The sequence below is a fragment of the Bacteroidales bacterium genome, assembly GCA_035342335.1.
Lineage (GTDB): Bacteria > Bacteroidota > Bacteroidia > Bacteroidales > JAGONC01 > JAGONC01.
Genome location: DAOQWY010000008.1, coordinates 40,952 through 57,670 on the forward strand (window position 1 = coordinate 40,952; position 16,719 = coordinate 57,670).

Annotated in this window: 13 protein-coding genes; 3 read left to right on the forward strand and 10 right to left on the reverse strand. The window is 49.9% G+C overall.

Annotated features, from left to right (window positions below; genetic code table 11):
• Positions 1 to 74 precede the first annotated feature (74 nt).
• The 3 genes from PKI34_05750 (at position 75) to PKI34_05760 (ending at position 4,510) form a co-directional block, all read left to right on the forward strand.
• On the forward strand, positions 75 to 2,666 hold the full coding sequence (locus PKI34_05750) for an ATP-binding protein (protein HNS17306.1): 2,592 nt from the start codon (positions 75 to 77) through the stop codon (positions 2,664 to 2,666).
• Positions 2,663 to 4,024, forward strand: a complete 1,362-nt coding sequence (locus tag PKI34_05755) for a sigma-54 dependent transcriptional regulator (protein ID HNS17307.1) — start codon at positions 2,663 to 2,665, stop codon at positions 4,022 to 4,024. The genes PKI34_05750 and PKI34_05755 overlap by 4 nt, the downstream gene beginning before the upstream one ends.
• Positions 4,025 to 4,192: 168 nt before the next feature.
• Entirely contained in the window at positions 4,193 to 4,510 is a 318-nt protein-coding gene (locus tag PKI34_05760; protein HNS17308.1) for a hypothetical protein, read from the forward strand.
• 85 nt (positions 4,511 to 4,595) lie between these two features.
• Here the strand turns inward: PKI34_05760 and PKI34_05765 are convergent, their stop codons facing one another.
• From PKI34_05765 to PKI34_05810, 10 genes are all read right to left on the reverse strand, one after another.
• Positions 4,596 to 5,195 carry a hypothetical protein gene (locus PKI34_05765; protein ID HNS17309.1) on the reverse strand — a complete coding sequence of 200 codons (600 nt, stop codon included), beginning with the start codon at positions 5,193 to 5,195 and terminating at the stop codon, positions 4,596 to 4,598.
• On the reverse strand, positions 5,192 to 5,968 hold the full coding sequence (locus PKI34_05770; GenBank protein ID HNS17310.1) for a hypothetical protein: 777 nt from the start codon (positions 5,966 to 5,968) through the stop codon (positions 5,192 to 5,194). The genes PKI34_05765 and PKI34_05770 overlap by 4 nt, the downstream gene beginning before the upstream one ends.
• Before the next feature lie 82 nt (positions 5,969 to 6,050).
• Complete coding sequence (locus tag PKI34_05775; GenBank protein ID HNS17311.1) at positions 6,051 to 7,730, reverse strand: ribulokinase; 1,680 nt, start codon at positions 7,728 to 7,730, stop codon at positions 6,051 to 6,053.
• Positions 7,720 to 8,403 (reverse strand): L-ribulose-5-phosphate 4-epimerase, encoded by a 684-nt coding sequence (locus PKI34_05780; GenBank protein ID HNS17312.1) that lies wholly within the window; start codon positions 8,401 to 8,403, stop codon positions 7,720 to 7,722. Before PKI34_05780 ends, PKI34_05775 begins: the two co-directional genes overlap by 11 nt.
• Before the next feature lie 24 nt (positions 8,404 to 8,427).
• Entirely contained in the window at positions 8,428 to 10,092 is a 1,665-nt protein-coding gene (locus PKI34_05785; protein ID HNS17313.1) for a sodium:solute symporter, read from the reverse strand.
• A gap of 27 nt (positions 10,093 to 10,119) precedes the next feature.
• Positions 10,120 to 11,604, reverse strand: a complete 1,485-nt coding sequence (gene araA, locus PKI34_05790; protein HNS17314.1) for an L-arabinose isomerase — start codon at positions 11,602 to 11,604, stop codon at positions 10,120 to 10,122.
• Between the two features lie 90 nt (positions 11,605 to 11,694).
• Positions 11,695 to 13,347 (reverse strand): gamma-glutamyltransferase, encoded by a 1,653-nt coding sequence (gene ggt, locus PKI34_05795; protein ID HNS17315.1) that lies wholly within the window; start codon positions 13,345 to 13,347, stop codon positions 11,695 to 11,697.
• A gap of 142 nt (positions 13,348 to 13,489) precedes the next feature.
• Positions 13,490 to 14,815, reverse strand: coding sequence for a hypothetical protein (locus PKI34_05800; GenBank protein HNS17316.1), 1,326 nt, complete (start codon positions 14,813 to 14,815; stop codon positions 13,490 to 13,492).
• A gap of 54 nt (positions 14,816 to 14,869) precedes the next feature.
• Positions 14,870 to 15,937, reverse strand: coding sequence for an ATP-binding cassette domain-containing protein (locus PKI34_05805; protein HNS17317.1), 1,068 nt, complete (start codon positions 15,935 to 15,937; stop codon positions 14,870 to 14,872).
• A complete protein-coding gene (locus PKI34_05810) occupies positions 15,924 to 16,712 on the reverse strand; it encodes an ABC transporter permease (protein HNS17318.1) in 789 nt (262 codons plus the stop codon). Before PKI34_05810 ends, PKI34_05805 begins: the two co-directional genes overlap by 14 nt.
• Between the last annotated feature and the right edge of the window lie 7 nt (positions 16,713 to 16,719).

A 16,719-nucleotide genomic window follows, 5' to 3' on the forward strand; every position in this document is an offset into this window, starting at 1 on the left:
AACTGAACTTTTTCTCTTACACGGTAAAGTTACATTTATTTTTGTAATTTAGTTTGTTTGAATCTTACGACGCCGTGGAGTACAATCAAGCGATCAAATCAGGCAAAGAACCCAAAAAACAGAATGCCCTCGAGATCCTGGTTACGATCGCATTGTTTTTGGTTTTTCTTCTGGTTATTGCCACCGGGGTGCTTTCGTACATCCGACTTGACCAGATCATCCAAACCGTGAATTCCGCCATCAGACCCGACCAGCAGCTGATCCTGGTCAAGGAGATTTACAACGACCTGTCTGAAGCAGAAAACAGCGTTAAATCGTATTCCCTCACACGGAATAAAGAAGAATTGGACCGGTTTTATAACCTCGTGAATACTACCGGAGAACGTTTTGATGAGCTCAAGCAGATGTGTGGCCGTGACGATCCCTCGTCTTCTCTGGTCATCACCCTGGACAGTCTGGTGGAAGAAAAATTCATGGTTCTTGACCGGTTGCTTGCCATCCAGGATGAATTCAGGGTTCAGCAGGCCATGAACCAAGTGATGGACCGGATCCAAAAAGAAAAGATGCCGGAACTCCCTCCCGTTTCGGATACGGTCGTGGTGAGTGATACCACGAAAAAGGGCAGTTTTTTCTCGCGTATCTTTCGGCGAAAACAGTTGAAGGATCAGATCCAGCCGGATACGGTCCTCATCACGACGACCCAACCCCCTGAAGTTTCCTTTGAAGAGATCAGTGAGCAGGTGAAGGTTGTCCGGCAGGAGGCTCTGGTCAGGGAAAAAAAGCTCCGGCAGGAGGAGTGGAACCTTATGCAACAGGACAGGGATGTCATGGACCGGATCCGTCAGGTCCTTGCACAAATGGAAACCGCTGAAAAGGACAGACTGGCGGAACGGACTGCGGATACCGAAAAAAAGGCCGGTGAGGTCAAGCAGATCATTTTTGCTTTCGGGATTTCGGCTTCCTTGTTGCTTCTGATGGCAGGCCTGGTGATCTTTCGCTATGTCAGGAAGAACAACCTGTACCAGAAGGCACTCCAAAGGGCCAGGGATGAAGCAGAAGATTTGTCGCGGACAAAGGAACGATTTTATGCCAATATGAGCCACGAGATCCGGACGCCCATGAACATTATTTCAGGTTTTGTTGGTCAGCTCCTGAAAAGCAGGCTGGAAAAGGATCAGCACGAGCAGCTTGTGATGGTGAAAAAGTCATCCGACCATCTGCTGGGCGTCCTGAACGATCTGCTTGACCTGTCGAAGCTTCAGGCAGGTAAGCTTGGGCTGGTGCAGGAACCCTTCAGCATCCGCGAGGTCATTGATGACATGAAACGGTGGTTTGAGCCGGTTGCCATTGAAAAAAACATACAGCTGAATGCCTGGGTCGGGCCTGGCGTTCCTCAGCTGGTGACCGGTGATCCGGTTCGGCTGCGGCAGATCCTGTTCAACCTGACCGGAAATGCATTCAAGTTCACTGAAAAAGGCGAGGTTTCCATTAAAGCCTTTCCAAGGGAGATCACCGATGATAAAGTGCTTGTCGTTTTTGAAGTGAACGATACAGGCATTGGCATCAATCCCGGGGATATCAAAAAGATTTTTGATGAGTTTGAGCAGGGGAGTGGGCAAAAAAGGCAGAATTCGGGAGGGACCGGTCTGGGGCTGGCGATCACACGGAAACTGATCGAGTTACACGGGGGCAGCCTGAAAGTCGAAAGTGAGCCCGGGACAGGATCCAGCTTCAGCGCCAGCATTCCTTACAGGAAAGCAAAAGGAGAGGTGATTAACAAGGAAACAGTGGATACTGAGGGCAGAGAGCACCTTAACGATCTCAAGGTCCTGGTGGTGGACGATGAAGAATACAATTTAAAGTTGCTGAAGGTCATCCTGGAGCGGTATGGATGCAAAACGATGGAAGCCAGGAGCGGCGAGGATGCACTGCAGCGGGTTGAACAGCAGGCTGTTGACCTCATTTTGATGGATCTGCACCTCCCCGGGATGAGCGGTGACAAAACAGCCCTTGAGATCCATAGCCTGACAGCAAAGAAGGGTACCGCCATCCCCATCATCCTTATAAGCGCAGCAGTCACTTCCGACAGCAGGGATGCATATAGGCAGATGGGGATTGAGGACTGCATTCCCAAACCCTTCGAGGAGGATCAGCTGATCCGGTCCATTCAAAAGGCCATCTCGCGCCATCCGAAACCGAAGATCACGGAAGCTGCTCCCGAAATAATGCAAGTCCTGCAGGATGCACCTGTCCATAAGGAACGACCGGCTCAAGACATCGTGAAGGAGGAGCTACCGGTTCGTGGCCTTACCAAAGATGGGCAGCCGGTTTATGACCTTGCCTCCTTACGGGAGACAAGTGCGGGAGACCAGGTTTTCTTCAGGGAGATGGTGCAGCTTTTCATTTCGGATACGGACCGGGGTCTGGAAGAGATCACGGATTGCCTGGCACGGCAGGAGTGGACACAAGCTGCCGAAATTATACATAAGATCAGTGCTCCCTGCCGCCATCTCAAAGCGGAAAACCTATACCGTTTGTTAAAAGAGGCGGAAGCGCTCCTGAATGAGCCGGATAAGTACTGGATGTCGGCTGAAGTGATCCTTCAGGCTGTTGAGGAGTTTGAACTGATCAGGGCTGACCTTGGCGCACCGGATGAATTAAAATGAGTAACGAAAAGACCATGCAGGACGAACAGGTTACAATCTTTGTCGTTGAAGATAACGAATGGTATAACCGGTTACTGGTTCACCATCTGGACATCGATCCCGGGTATGTGGTTAAAAGTTTTCTCAATGGCAAGGAGTTGCTCGCCCATTTGCACGAACGGCCCGATATCATCACGCTGGATTACCGGTTACCTGACACAAAAGGGTCTGACCTGTTGAGACAAATCAGGGAGTTTGATGACGGGATCGAAGTGATCATTGTTTCTGAACAGGAAGATGTCCAAACTGCCGTTGATCTGCTTCACGAGGGAGCGTTTGATTATCTGGTGAAAAACGAAGAGATTAGGCAGCGGTTGCACAATGCCATCCATAAGATTGAAAAAAGTGCCCGATTAAAGAAGCGGATCAGCGTGCTGGAGCAGGAAGTGATCACCAAATATGATTTTGAGAAGGTGGTTGTGGGGAACAGTCCTGCCATGAAGAAGGTGTTACAGCTGATGGGAAAAGCAGTGGCAAACAACATTACCGTTACCGTTACCGGAGAAACCGGAACCGGAAAAGAAGTGATTGCCAAGGCCATCCATTTTCATTCACCACGAAGGGACAAACCATTTGTTGCGGTCAATATGAGTGCCGTACCTTCAGAACTATTTGAGAGTGAATTCTTTGGATTCGAAAAAGGATCGTTCACCGGTGCTACAGTTCGCCGCATCGGTAAACTGGAAGAGGCACACGGCGGTACCTTATTCCTGGATGAAATTGCCGACACCGATATCAATTTCCAGCCCAAGCTTCTCAGGGCTCTGCAGGAACGAGAGATCAGCAGGATCGGAAGCAATGAGATCATCAAATTCGATTGTCGCATCATTGTTGCCAGCAACCGCAATCTCCAGAACGAGGTCAAAAACGGAACATTGCGGCGGGATCTCTATTACCGGTTGTTTGGATTACAAATCGACCTGCCTCCCCTGCGCGAAAGGCAGAACGATGTGCTGATCCTGGCCCGTCATTTTATGGATGCATATTGCCAGGAGAACCACCTTTCGGGTAAACTCCTGTCGGAGGAGGCGAAAAACCGGATTTTGAGCTACCCCTGGCCGGGTAACGTAAGGGAACTGAAATCGGTGATCGAGCTGGCCATCGTCATGAGCTCAGGCGATACATTGACTGCTTCGGACATCATGCTCAGCCACTCGGATCTGATGGCGGATATCCTGTCGGATGAAATGACACTTAAAGAATACGAAAAGACCATATTGAAATTCTATCTGAGTAAATATTCTGACAATATCAAACTCGTCGCAAAAAAACTTGGGATAGGCCAGGCCACCGTTTACCGCATGCTCAAGGAAATGTAATTCCCACCCGCAGATTATCATTTTGATACTTTCTTTTCGATTTTGATTACCCCCATAATTTTAAATTTTCGTAACTAATTGATCATCAGAATATTATGATTAATTTATAAAAATGGCACAGGATTAGCCATTCCGCCGTATTAGTTTTTAATACCTAAACAGATCGGAATGGAATCTCAGGATAATAAAAAGATCGTGGAGAAAGAAGGGGGATTCCTTGGTATGAACCAAGTCAAGATGCTCAGCAATGAATTCGTATCCGGGCAGTTCCACAGGATCGATACCCGGGTGGTCACGGAGATCCCTGTGGATGCCAGGCATTGCGAGATCATTACGGATCAGGATCCTTCGTCCTACCGGCTTGAAGAAAGCCAGGGAAGGGTAGGGTCGATCAGGATCACCGACCCGGAGAGGTTTTTGGGAAAGACCAAATACCTGGTCGTCGTCGTTCGGGATCAAAACCCCGAACTGGCGGAAGCCAGGTAGTCTATATATCTCCCCCGGGTGGCGTTTCCTGCCGCCACCCGGCTTTTTTCTCTACGAAGGGAAAGGCCCCCCGATTTGTAAAATGTCACTGGGCAAGCCTGACGATATCGGCAATGGGCAGTGCGTTGACCAGTCCCGTAACCTCAGCCTCATCAGGTATTCCCGTTGTTTTGAATGTCAGCAAAGAACTTCCGAAAGGCATCTGAATGTCGTAGGAAATAAGATCAGTGCTTTCGCTTTTTGTCAGCAAAGCCTTATAGCTGCCGACTTTGATCCGTTTCTGATTCGGATCGGACGAAAACATGGTGGACATGGTTAAAATGGAATTCACGGATGCCAGTAGGGGAGAATCGCTGATGATCTCCAAAGAGGCATCGCGCGACTCATTTTGATAGTCACGGCTCACATACAATCCGGCAAAACCCATGTTGTCACCCGCCACATCATCTGCATCTGTCAAAGCATTCATTCCCCCGAGGGTGGCAGGCAGCAGTTCAAGTATTTCCTTGCCCAGGGCCTGGTTGACGCCGTTGAGTGACTCCTGAAGCATGAAGCGGGCATTCTCCAGATCACCGGAAGCATAGGATGCTGTGGCGGTGTTCAATTGTCCGTTTACATCCTGTGCGCCTGCCTGAATGGCAAGCAACGACAGGATCATCAAAAAAGAAAATAGTACTGTTCTCATTGTTCCCCCAGTTGCTTTTTAATGTTCTCAATATCAATGGTCAATGAAGCGTTCATGAATTCATCCTCCGAGCTGAAATTGACTCCCTCCGTAACCAGTATGGAGGATTGCCCGAATGGGACGCTTAATTTGTATCCGGAGGATGCATCATACTCAATGATCGCTCTGTATTCCTTAAATTTCGTTTGCTGGATGTTTTCCTGCTGGGCACTTGACGCATAGGCTCCCGATGCCAGGTACATGTTCACTGCCGACAGCATGGCAGCATCATTGCCAATCGTTACGGAGAACTGCTGATCTCCATCGCGGTAAACCCGGTTTATGACCAGTCCGACAAAGCCAATGCCTGAGCTGGTGACATTATCTTCTTCCGGTGCGATTGACAGACTGGCGATCTTCTCGGGAAGCCCCTTCAGGATGTTTTTACCGATTTCCAGTTCAATCCCGAGGATGGCCTGACGGATCGAATACTTGGCGTCGGTATATTTTTGAGATGCAAATGCGGTCTGGGCATCGGTTATGTTCTGTTTCACATCGATCGGTTTGCTGCTCAGTCCGCCTCCCTTTGTATTGGAAGGACCGCCGGAGCCTGCCGAATTCTTTTCCGTGACCGTTTCGGATTCGTTTGGCTGATCCCCTCCCGGAGCTTTTTTAAGGATCGTTTCCTCCGCTTTTTTCTTCATTTTTTCCATAAGGTTCTGGGATGAAGCCTGCTGCGTGGTAATACCCACCAGCAATACCACCGCTCCCAGGGTGACAAGAATCTTTTTCATCGTTTCAACTATTAAGAATGAATATTGTTTTTCCTGCTACTTCAGTGCAAAGATACTATTTTTCATCCAGGTGCTGATGATCTCAGGCGGATGCGCTTTCGGCAAACCTGCCGAGGCTGAGGTATTTTTGGTAGATATGCTGGTAAGTTTCGGCAGTAGCCTTGTCCGGATAGTACACTTTATCGAATCCTTTTCCCATGGCTTTCTGGGCATCTTCCACCTTCTCATAAATGCCGGCTGCAACGGCCGCAAACATGGCAGCGCCGAAGGCACAGGTTTGCTCTGTTGATGCGACCTTGATGGGCATATTTAGGACATTGGACATGGTTTGCATTACAAAGGGAGATTTTTTAGCCACACCGCCCAGCGCGATGATTTCCTTAATCTGAACTCCCTCCCTGGTAAACCGTTCAACGATGGATCTGGAACCAAAGGCTGTGGCTTCCACCAGGGCCTTGAATATCCGTGGAGCGTCACTGCCAAGTGTCAGCCCCGTGATGGCCCCTTTGACCTCCTGGTTGGCATCCGGAGTTCTGCGGCCGTTCATCCAGTCCAGGGCAACGATGGCTGACTCCTCTGCGGGTATCCTGGCAGCTGAAGCACTGAGCTTTGGAATGATCTGCTCCAGGATCTCTTCCTTCAGTTTTTCTTTCATTTCAGGTTGGACAAGGGTTGTGTTTGACAGTAGATTTTCGACGGGCCATGCCAGAACATTTTTAAACCACGCATAGATGTCCCCGAATCCAGACTGGCCTGCTTCAAGGCCAACATATCCCGGGATCACCGATCCGTCAACCTGTCCGCAAATGCCGGCAATTAATTTTTCGCCGACATCTTCATAGCGGGCTGTCATGATATCGCAGGTGGAGGTTCCGATGGTCCGGGTCAGGACATTCGGTGTGGCCTGACCGCCGACAGCTCCCATGTGGCAGTCAAATGCGCCGGTGCCCACGGTAACTTGCGTTGTGAGCCCAAGCCGACAGGCCCATTCCGGTGTGAGGCACCCGACCTTCACATCCGATGGATAAGTTTTGCTGAAAAGGTTTTGCCGAATGCGACCCAGATCGGGATCCAGCCTTGAAAAAAAGCTGGCGGGAGGAAGTCCGTTCCATTCGGGATGCCAGAGTGCTTTATGCCCTGCGGCGCAGCGGCTGCGAATGACTTCTGCCGGTTGCTGGCGGCCACATAACAGCGCGGGCATCCAGTCGCAGTGTTCGATCCAGGAAACGGCTGCCAGCCTCACACGTTCGTCCTGACGGATCACATGGAGCACCTTCGCCCAAACCCACTCCGATGAGTAGACACCCCCGGCATATTTTGTATAATCCACTTCCTGGCTTTTTGCCAGGTGGTTGATCTCTTCTGCTTCCTTGACGGCGGTATGGTCTTTCCAGAGAATGAACATGGCATTCGGATTCTCTTCGAATCCCGGGCTCAGGGCAAGGGGAATGCCATCAGCGCAGGTCAGCACCGGTGTGCTGCCTGTCGTATCCATCGATATGCCAACGACATGTTCAGCAAGTTCGAACGGACAGGCTGCCAGCGCCCCGCGGACCGTGTGTTCCAATGTTTCAATGTAATCCATTGGATGCTGGCGGTACTGGTTTTTCACCGGATCGCAATATTTCCTTTCGGACCACCTGGGATAATAACTGACTGAGGTGGCCAGTTCCTCGCCTGTATGGGCGTCAACGACCAGCGCACGTGCTGAATCGGTTCCGAAATCAATTCCGATCACATAGCTCGGTGTTCTACTGCCCATAATACGAATCCTTTCCGTGCTTACGACCGTAATGTTTCGAGATGAGTGCTTTGTTCATGGCTGACTCCGGGTTGATCATCAGGGTCAAAAGCGCAATGTGTGCCAGCTCTTCAAGTATGACGCTGTGATAGACCGCCTCCGCCGGATCTTTGCCCCAGGTAAAGGGACCGTGGCTTCTCACCAGGACACCCGGAACCTGCAAATAATTCATTTCACTGAAGGTACGGACGATCAAACGGCCCGTGTCTTTCTCGTACTCGCCCTCCACCTGCTCCGGAGCCATTACGGCTGTACAGGGAATCGGCTGAGCGAAATGATCGGCATGCGTAGTGCCCAGAATGGGAATATTCTTTCCAGCCTGTGCCCACGAAGTGGCATAGGTCGAATGGGTGTGCGCAATTCCTCCTGCTTCAGGAAAAGCCTTATACAACTGAAGATGCGTGGGTGTGTCGGTGGAGGGTTTATAACGACCTTCCACTACTTTGCCGTCAAGATCCACCACAACCATATCCCTGGCCCTCATATGCTTGTAATCTACACCGCTTGGTTTGATGACAACCCATCCTTTTTCCCTGTCAATTCCACTGGCATTGCCAAAGGTGAATAAAACAAGTCCGTGGTTCACAAGGTCAAGATTTGCGCGATAAACGTTTTCTTTCAGTTCGTTGAGCATGATGCAGGTGATTCATAACTTATTTTACCAGAAATAGACATAAAATGCAACAATGACTCCGATGATGATCGCTGTATTCAGGATATCCCATTTGCTGTAGCTGTTTTTTACCTCGGCAAGCTGTTCCGGGGTCACCGAAGCCAGGGTGAGCCCCTTTAAACTGGCAAAATCTTTTGGCTTTGTAAAGGAGCTGATGATGATCATCAGGACAATAACGATAAAGAACAGGGCGATTTCATAGTGCAACCAGTTGGGAGCCAAAAATATCCTGTAGATGATCCCATCGGGATTCATTGTATCGGCAAATAATTTCAACCCGAGTCGTAACATACCCAGGACAAATCCAACGATCAATCCATAGAGGCCTGCTTTCGGGGTAGTCCTTTTGGATAGGATACCCAGGAGGAACACAGCTGCAATGCCTGGCGCCAGCAGTGATTGAACATCCTGTAAATAGGCGTACAGTACCTTTCCCAGGCCTCTCATGATGGGAATCCATAGAATCCCCAGTATCACGACCACTGCCGTGGCAATCTTCCCGACCAGGACATAGTGCCGCTCACTCGCGTTGGGTTTGTATTTTTTATAAAAATCTATCGTAAAAAGCATGGCAGATGAGTTGAACAGGGAAGCCAGGGAGCTCATCAGGGCAGCCAGCAAGCCACCGACCACAACACCTTTGAATCCCATGGGAAGCAGCTCTTTCACCAAAGTGGAGAATGCAGCGTCGTTACTCGAAAGCTGTATCATTCCTTTCTGGTTCATGACATAGGCAATCATACCAGGGATCAGGAATATGAAAACGGGGGTTAGTTTCAGGTAGGCGCCGAAAATGGATCCCCTTCTTGCCTGTGTCATATTCCGTGCTGAGAGGACCCGCTGTACAATATACTGGTCGGTGCACCAGTACCAGAAGCCGATGATGGCGGAACCCAGCAATACCCCGGTCCATGGAAATTCCGCATCGTGGGGGGAACGTATGAGGTTTGCCATGCTGTCGCCATAATCATTTACCGGAGCGGCCCTCACGACTTCCATCATCTCAGACCATCCCCCGATTTTATTCAAACCAATGACCAGTACCAGTATGGAACCCAGTAACAGCACAGGCGTTTGCAGCACAGAGGTATAGAGTACGGCTTTCATCCCTCCCAGGGTCGTATAAAGGCCGGTCAGGGCGACAAGGCCCACTGCGCTTACCCAGAAGAAATCGATTTCCTGTCCGAACAGCCGGATGGCTTCGATCCCAAAAACATCCTTGAACACAACCCCTCCGGCATAGACCGTGACTGCGACTTTTGTCAGTACGTAGCTGACCAGGGAGATTACGGACAAGAATGACCGGGATTGGGGATTATATCTTCGCTCCAGGAATTCAGGCATTGTAAAGACTTTACTCCGGGAATAGAAAGGCACAAACAGCCATCCCAGCATCAGGATGAGCCATCCGTGCATTTCCCAGTGAGCCATCGCCATTCCGCTTTCTGCACCCGCGCCTGCCAATCCGACCAGGTGTTCCGATCCGATGTTCGATGCAAAGATTGACGCACCGATTGCCAGCCAGGTGGCATCACGTCCGGCCAGAAAATAATCGGAGGTATCTTTGTCTTTCTTCAACAGTACCCAGGCAATGATCCCTGCCAGGGCAGCAATAAAGGAACACAAGACAATCCAATCCAGTGTCGTCATGTTCGGTAGATTTTGATCATTTGAGCATTAGATCCCTTTTTGATAGTAGGCATGATTAAACCTGAGCTCCTTCTTAAAGTCAGGGATCGTTGTGTTTGTGTCAATGATGACCAGCTCAGTCCCGAACATTTCAGCCAGGTCTTCCATGTATTCCTTTGTCAGTGCCATGCTGAAGCTGGTATGGTGAGCGCCTCCGGCAAGGATCCAGGCGTGGGCACTGGTGTGCAGATCGGGTTCGGGTACCCACAGGGCGCGGGCGATGGGTAACATGGGCAGGGGTTTCGGAGTGATCACGTTCACCGGATTGACGATCATTCTCATTCGTCCTCCAAGGTCAACCAGTGTGGCCACGATCCCCCTGCCTGCCGGAACCGTGAAGACGAACCTCGCCGGGGCTTCTTTGCCTCCGATACCCAGCGGATGAACCTCGATCGTAGGTTTATCCGCTGCGAGCGACGGACATATTTCCAGCATGTGGGCATTCAGAACCGCAGGCTGCTCCGGATCCAGGTGATACGTATAGTCTTCCATGAAGGAGCATCCTCCCGTCATCCCTTCTGCCATGACTTTCATGATCCGTACCAGCGCTGATTGTTTCCAGTCACCCTCCGCTCCAAATCCCCAGCCCTGTTCCATCAACCGTTGGACTGCCAGGCCGGGGAGCTGTTCCAGACCGAAAAGATCCTCAAAGTTGGTGGTGAAGGCCCTGTAACCGTTCAACTCGAAGAATGCCTTCATTCCCAGTTCAATGCGGGCCTGGTAGCGAACCCGGTCGACTTGCCTTGTATTGAATGTGTATTTTTCCTGGTATTCGCTGATCAGCCATTCCACCTCTGCCCCTGATACTGCTTTCATGCTCTCCACAAGCTCTCCGATGCCATGATAATTGACCTGCCAGCCGAAGATCTTCTGAGCCTCTACCTTATCTCCTTCGGTTACGGCTACAGAGCGCATATTGTCGCCAAAACGGCAGATTTTCAATTTTCTGGATTCGTGATACCCGATCGCGGCCCGTGACCAGATCCCGATCGCATCCAGTACTTTTTCATCCTGCCAGTGTCCAACGACCACCTTACGGTGAATGCGCAGCCGTGTGCAGATGAACCCAAATTCACGGTCACCGTGTGCCGACTGGTTCAGGTTCATAAAATCCATGTCGATTTCATCCCAGGGGATATCCCTGTTGAACTGTGTGTGCAGGTGAAGCAATGGTTTGGTTAGAATGCCGAGTCCTGTGATCCACATTTTGGCAGGTGAAAATGTGTGCATCCAGGTGATGATACCCACACAGCTGCTGCTGGTATTTGCCAATTGACAGAGGTCTGTGATTTCGGAGGGTGTGGTCACCACGGGTTTGAAAACGACCATCACGGGAATTTTATCCGAGGCATTCAATGATCCGGCAATTGCCAGGGAATCTTCCTTCACTTTCCGAAGGGTTTCATCACCGTACAAATCCTGGCTGCCGGTAACGAACCATAGTTCGTAATTTTGTATCTTACTGAAATTCACTTTTTTTATGATAAATTGTCAGATTGCTAAATGGTTATACATCGTTCGTCGTTCAATTGTTCAATTGTTTACTGTCAACCAACATCTGCCTTAATACCCCGCTGCCTGTCCATCTTTTCTGGATTCTGAAGCTCCATGATAGATTCCTGTTGCAGGATCCCGCATGATAGCCTGGTATCCGCCGAAATTCCCGTCTGAAAAGCGGATGATGTGTCCTTTGCTTTTTAATTCGTCAATGGTTTGCTGAGGGAATCCCGATTCCATGAACAAGATCCCCCCGTCCGACATTTTTTTTCCGGTTGGTTCGGAGGAACCACCGTGTCGGATGCGGGGTGCGTCACCCGCCTCCTGCAGGTTCATGCCGAAATCGATCAGATTAACCACGATCTGTACATGTCCCTGTGGTTGCATGGAGCCTCCCATAACGCCAAAACTCATAAAGGGCCGGCCGTCTTTTGTGATGAAGGCTGGGATGATCGTATGGAATGGCCGTTTCCCAGATTCGAAAACATTCGGATGTCCTTGCTGAAGGCTGAAAAGCTCACCCCTGTCCTGAAGGACAAAGCCAAGCTTTCCTGGAGTCATGCCACTTCCCATGCCCCGGTAGTTGCTCTGAATCAGGGATACCATATTCCCCTGTTCGTCGGCCACCGTAAGGTAAATCGTGTTGCCGTGTTCAGGATCACCCGGTGCTACACTTCGTGCGGCTGAATCTAAATTAATCAACTTCCTTCTTTTAAATGCATATTCCTTTGAAATAAGCCATCCGACAGGGATATCGGCAAAGGAGGGATCTGCATAGAAGTTTGCGCGGTCCTCGAAAGCAAGCTTGATAGCCTCCACCAGTAGGTGAACATAGGCGGAATTTCCGAATCCCAGCGATTGCAGGTCGTAGCCCTCAAGGAGATTCAGTATCTGCAAAGCGGCAATGCCCTGACCATTTGGAGGTAATTCCCAAACATCATACCCACGGTAATTGACCGATACCGGTTGAACCCACTCTGACGTGTGACTTTCCAGGTCCTTTTTCGTCAGGAAACCTCCGTGACGTTTCATATAGGCTTCAATGCTGTCTGCAATCTCACCTGTATAGAAAATTTCCCGGCCGAGGACCGCTATTTTTTCGAGTGTAGCAGCCAGGCAGGGATTTTTAAAAACCTCTCCTTTTTTAGGGGCCCTTCCATCAGGCAGGAATATTTCGGCAAAGCCCGGGAAGCTTTTTAAAATTTCACCATTTTTTCCCCAGTAATAGGCAATCAGTTCCGAGACAGGAAATCCATTTCGGGCATAAGCAATGGCAGGTTGAAGGATATGGGTCATGGGGAGGGAACCGAAACGGTCGTGCATCTCAAACCATCCGTCCACACAGCCCGGCACCGATACCGGAAGGGGGCCCAGGGAGGGTATTTTGTCGAGACCTTTTTCTTTAAAATAGGAAAGGGACAAAGAAGCCGGGGAACGGCCACTGGCATTTAACCCATACAGCTGGTTGGAATTTGCATCCCAAATGATAGCGAACAGGTCACCGCCAATTCCGCACCCTGTCGGTTCCATCAGGCCGAGGACAGCGTTGGCGGCAATGGCTGCATCAACTGCATTTCCACCCGCTTTTAGAATATCCAGTGCGACCTGGGTTGCCAACGGCTGACTCGTGGCTGCCATTCCATGCTGAGCTATGACTTCCGAACGGGTAGCAAAAGGCAGCCCGGTGATCCTGTCCTGGGCATGTCCAAACAGATTCATAAACAAGTAGAATGAAATAACAACCTTCTGCTTCATGAGAAGCAACTTTCAATTTTAGCAAATTTATAAATTAATCAAGGTTTTTATGCAATTTAACAGTTTTGTTAATGATCCCCATTGAAGCAGTTGACCTGCTGTAAGATCAGGGAATGAAGACTTTTTCCTGATGCACCGGGTGATCTTTGCTGGCTATGGTCATCAAATAGATTCCTGCGGGGATTTCTCCCCTGATCCTGATGGGCTGATTCCCACTGATCACCTGCGATGAAATGTGGCTCCCCTGCATTGAGTAAAGGGAAAATAAATAAGTCGCATTATCCTTCAATCCAATACAGCTGATGGATCTGGCTGAAGAAGAAATGGTTTCCCATCTGCAGGAGATACAGTCGGCAGTCATGACTTCCGGAATGGAAAGAACTTTCTTGTAAACGAACTGTTTCCGTAGAGAATTTTCCCATTTCTGGTCCTGTGTCCGGTTTTGCAGGACGTAATCCACCTGGTCGCCTTCCAAATCGTACGAATAGATATTTCTCGATGTGTTTTCCCAGACTGAGTCGGGAGGATTCCATAAAGAGTTTACGGCATAACTGATCAATCCGAGCTCATTGTAAATGTATTCCGTCCGGGTTTTATTCTCCCAGCCAGACTGATTGACATTCCAGTGCTGGTAGACTGTTTCCAGAATGTGATGATCATTGTCATACAGGGAAAGGCTGTTGCTGGAAGGGATCCATTTCTCTGAACCATCATCCCAAACCTGCATGAGCTCATTGACCAGGTTGCCTGAAAGATCGTACAGGCTTGTCTTCTTGCTAAGGTTCAACCAGGCTGAATCAGATGATTTCCAGTAGGAGGTCAGGATAATGGAGTCATTTCCGGTGCTGTTATACAGCGTTTCAATTTTCTGAGAGAAAAGCCATCCTGACGATTCCGGATCCCAGGTCAAGGAGATGGATTGAATCTGCTTGTCAGCACTATCGAAGAGGTATTGATTCAAACGGAAATTGACCCAGTCGCTGATGTCCGGTGACCATCTTTGCCATTTCCACTCGGTCCTTTTTCCCTGATCATCGTAAACAAAGGTAAACAGCGTATAATTATTCCACTTTTGTGCTATAAGTTCATATTCCTGTTTCAGTTCTTCGATCCGCAGGCTGTTTTTTAGCGTGTACAGAACCCTGGAATCGTCATACCAAAAATATCCGTATGACTCGTCCCAGTGCTTTCTGTTCAGTTTGATCAGATCCGTGTTGTTGTCGTAATAAAACAGATCCAGATCCTCATTGACCCAGTATCCGATGTTGGTTCTCCAGAAATAGGAATACAGGGAGTCAAGAAGCTTTATGGTGTCCTTAAGAGGCTGGGCTCCAGGGGCTAAGTAGGGATACGTTTCGGGCTGAGAATGCAGGTTTCTTCCTGTAAGGGAGATGATGACAACGGTAATGCAAATGAATATCCTGAAATGCATGCCCTGGATTTTCTCGTAAAATTACGTCATTTTTGCCAAATGTGGAGGCTGATGCTATCCTTCAATGAAATTCACAGCTGATGCTTTGAAAGACACCCACAAGATGTCGCCTTCACGCAGTTGAAGGCTGGAGAGCGCATCCTGGGTGATGACTGCAAGAATATGGACCCCGATATCCACGGTGACCTCAAACCCCCTGATGCACGGTGAGATGTCCAGTACAATGCCCGCAAAATTATTCCGTGCACTGGAATCGGTCTGTATGCGGCTCAGGATGACGTCCTCCGCACGGAGGATGACAAAACCGCTTCCTGTCCGTTCCTGATCCTGGATGAAGAAGCACAGTTCATCCGTAATCCGGGCCCTGCATAGCGTGCTCCCTTCCTGATCACCCGGGGGGGTCACGTAGACAGAAAAAAAGTTCTTGATTCCGATGAAGCTTGCGGTAAACGCATTCCGTGGATGTTGAAATACATCGGCAATGGTACCTGACTGGATGATCTCACCATCATTCAGAACTGCCACTTTGTTGCCCAGGGTGATGGCTTCTTCATAGTCGTGTGTCACGTGCAGAATTGTCATCCCATCCTGGTTGATCTTCCGGAGAAGTTTCCGCAGTTCCTTTTTCAGTTCAACGTCGAGAGAGGCCAGCGGTTCATCCAGCAGGAGCACGGAGGGATTCAGGGCAAGCGTCCGGGCCAGGGCTACACGTTGCTGCTCTCCTCCGGACAATGTGCCTGGTTTGCGGTGCAATAGATGGCTGATGTTCATTTGCACGGCGAGTTTCGAAATGACAGGCTCTGCCGATGCTTTATTCACGCCCCGGCTTTTCAGGGGATAGGCAATATTTTCGTGTACAGTGAGATGTGGGAAAAGGGCATGATCCTGGTAAACAAGACCAACCCCCCTGGACTGGATCTTTTGCCGGGTGATCTCCCTATCGTTGAGATAGATATGCCCGCTGATGGGCCTGACAATGCCCGCAATGCTTTCCAGAAGCACCGATTTGCCGGCGCCTGAAATCCCCAGGACAACGAAATAATCACCGCGGTCCACCTGCATCTCAATATTCTGCAGAGAGAATTCTCCCAGATTCACCGAAAGCCGCTCAATTCTTAGCATGGCTCTTATCTTTCGTTAGCAGGCGAAGGACGATAAATACCGCCAGGGAGACCAGAATGAACAGTACGGCCACAGGCCGTGCATACTTGAGTCCGAATGCTCCGAAACGCTCAAAGATAAGCACCGGCGTGATCATGGGGTGATAAGCCACGATGACCACCGCGCCAAATTCGCTCATCCCGCGTGCAAACATCAGGATCAGGCCAGTGACTACGTTCCTCCAGGCCAGAGGCAGTGAAACCGTAAAAAAAACCCGCGCGGGGGATGCTCCCAGGTTGAGGCCTGCATTTTCAAGTCTGACGGGCACACCCGCAAAGCCATCCATAGCCGAATTGACCAGAAATGGTAGGCTCACAAATGCCATGGCCAGTGCAATGCCTGCAGGAGTGCTTACAAAATCGAATCCTGCCAGCGATGCGGCCTTTCCGATCACGGTGTCCCTTGAAATGAAACCCAGGATGGCGATCCCGGCAGCAGAATGCGGGATGACCACAGGCAGGTTGATGATGCCAAGCACCATTGGCTTGAACCGGAAATTCCTTCTGACGAGCAGGTAAGCAAGAGGAATGGCCCCAATGGCAAAGATCAGGGTTGCGGCCATACTGGTCCACAGGGTCAGCCAAACACTCCTCATGACCTCCGGATCCTGGCTGGTCTCAAACAGATTGCCGGGTGTCGTCTTTAGAAACATCCCCAGAAGGGGAGCGATGATGAAAAGCAAAACCAGTCCCCCGAGGATGATGAGGATGAGTTGGAAGAGACCGGTGGTTTTCATGAAATCA

Bases quoted from the DNA above. Each gene is read 5' to 3' on its own strand.
- PKI34_05780 (HNS17312.1), bottom strand. From the start codon at position 8,403: ATGCTCAACGAACTGAAAGAAAACGTTTATCGCGCAAATCTTGACCTT.
- PKI34_05765 (HNS17309.1), bottom strand. From the start codon at position 5,195: ATGAGAACAGTACTATTTTCTTTTTTGATGATCCTGTCGTTGCTTGCC.
- PKI34_05770 (HNS17310.1), bottom strand. From the start codon at position 5,968: ATGAAAAAGATTCTTGTCACCCTGGGAGCGGTGGTATTGCTGGTGGGT.
- PKI34_05805 (HNS17317.1), bottom strand. From the start codon at position 15,937: ATGCTAAGAATTGAGCGGCTTTCGGTGAATCTGGGAGAATTCTCTCTG.
- PKI34_05755 (HNS17307.1), top strand. From the start codon at position 2,663: ATGAGTAACGAAAAGACCATGCAGGACGAACAGGTTACAATCTTTGTC.
- PKI34_05785 (HNS17313.1), bottom strand. From the start codon at position 10,092: ATGACGACACTGGATTGGATTGTCTTGTGTTCCTTTATTGCTGCCCTG.
- PKI34_05775 (HNS17311.1), bottom strand. From the start codon at position 7,730: ATGGGCAGTAGAACACCGAGCTATGTGATCGGAATTGATTTCGGAACC.
- ggt (HNS17315.1), bottom strand. From the start codon at position 13,347: ATGAATCTGTTTGGACATGCCCAGGACAGGATCACCGGGCTGCCTTTT.
- PKI34_05760 (HNS17308.1), top strand. From the start codon at position 4,193: ATGGAATCTCAGGATAATAAAAAGATCGTGGAGAAAGAAGGGGGATTC.
- PKI34_05810 (HNS17318.1), bottom strand. From the start codon at position 16,712: ATGAAAACCACCGGTCTCTTCCAACTCATCCTCATCATCCTCGGGGGA.
- PKI34_05800 (HNS17316.1), bottom strand. From the start codon at position 14,815: ATGCATTTCAGGATATTCATTTGCATTACCGTTGTCATCATCTCCCTT.